Below are 732 nucleotides of genomic sequence, written 5' to 3' on the forward strand. Positions count from 1 at the left end.
GTGTAATCTTCCCATATTTAGGCACACTCAAAAATAGAGTTTTTTGTTAATATTGTTTTGTTGTTGTTGTAAAAATTTCGTTGGAATGTGGGAAAATCTGCTGGATTGCTGAGGCTGATTTTTCCATATTTCAACAAAAAGCCCCTTGGTGATAAGTACTGCAAAGCACTATGCGGCCTTTCGTTGTTGTACATCCACATCCAGATTTCTGCATAATTTCTCATCTCTTTTATGCTTTCAAATAGATGAACATTTAAAAATTCTGTCCGAAAAGTTCTGTTAAACCTTTCAATGAGTGAGTTTTGGGTAGGTTTTCCCGGTTGAATAAAATGCAGTTCTATGTTCTGGCTTTTACACCAGTTTTTCAGTTTTTCCGCAATAAACTCCGGACCATTGTCCACTCTGATTTTCTCGGGTTTCCCTCGCCATTCTATGAGCCTTCCCAACTCAGCAATAACCCTTGCAGAAGGCAAACTTGTATCTATGCTGATGTTTAAAACCTCTCTGTTAAAGTCATCAATAATATTCAGACTTCTCACGCTTTTTCCGTTTTCAAGCGTATCGTTCATAAAGTCCATACTCCACGTGATATTGGGATAAATCGGACGTAAAAGTGGCTCTTTGATCCTTGCCGGAAGACGTTTCTTGCGTTTGTTTCTTAGATTAAGTTTCATCGAAGTATAAATTCTGTAAACACGTTTATGGTTCCACCTGAATCCTAAGTTCCGCAAC

1 protein-coding gene is annotated in these 732 nt (G+C 38.0%); it reads right to left on the reverse strand.

What is annotated here, in order from left to right:
- Positions 1-17: 17 nt before the first annotated feature.
- A partial coding sequence (locus tag IV513_RS15590; RefSeq protein WP_209391468.1) for an IS3 family transposase occupies positions 18-732 on the reverse strand: 715 nt, incomplete at its 5' end.

Source organism: Chryseobacterium sp. RR2-3-20 (genome assembly GCF_017808115.1).
Lineage (GTDB): Bacteria > Bacteroidota > Bacteroidia > Flavobacteriales > Weeksellaceae > Chryseobacterium > Chryseobacterium oryzae.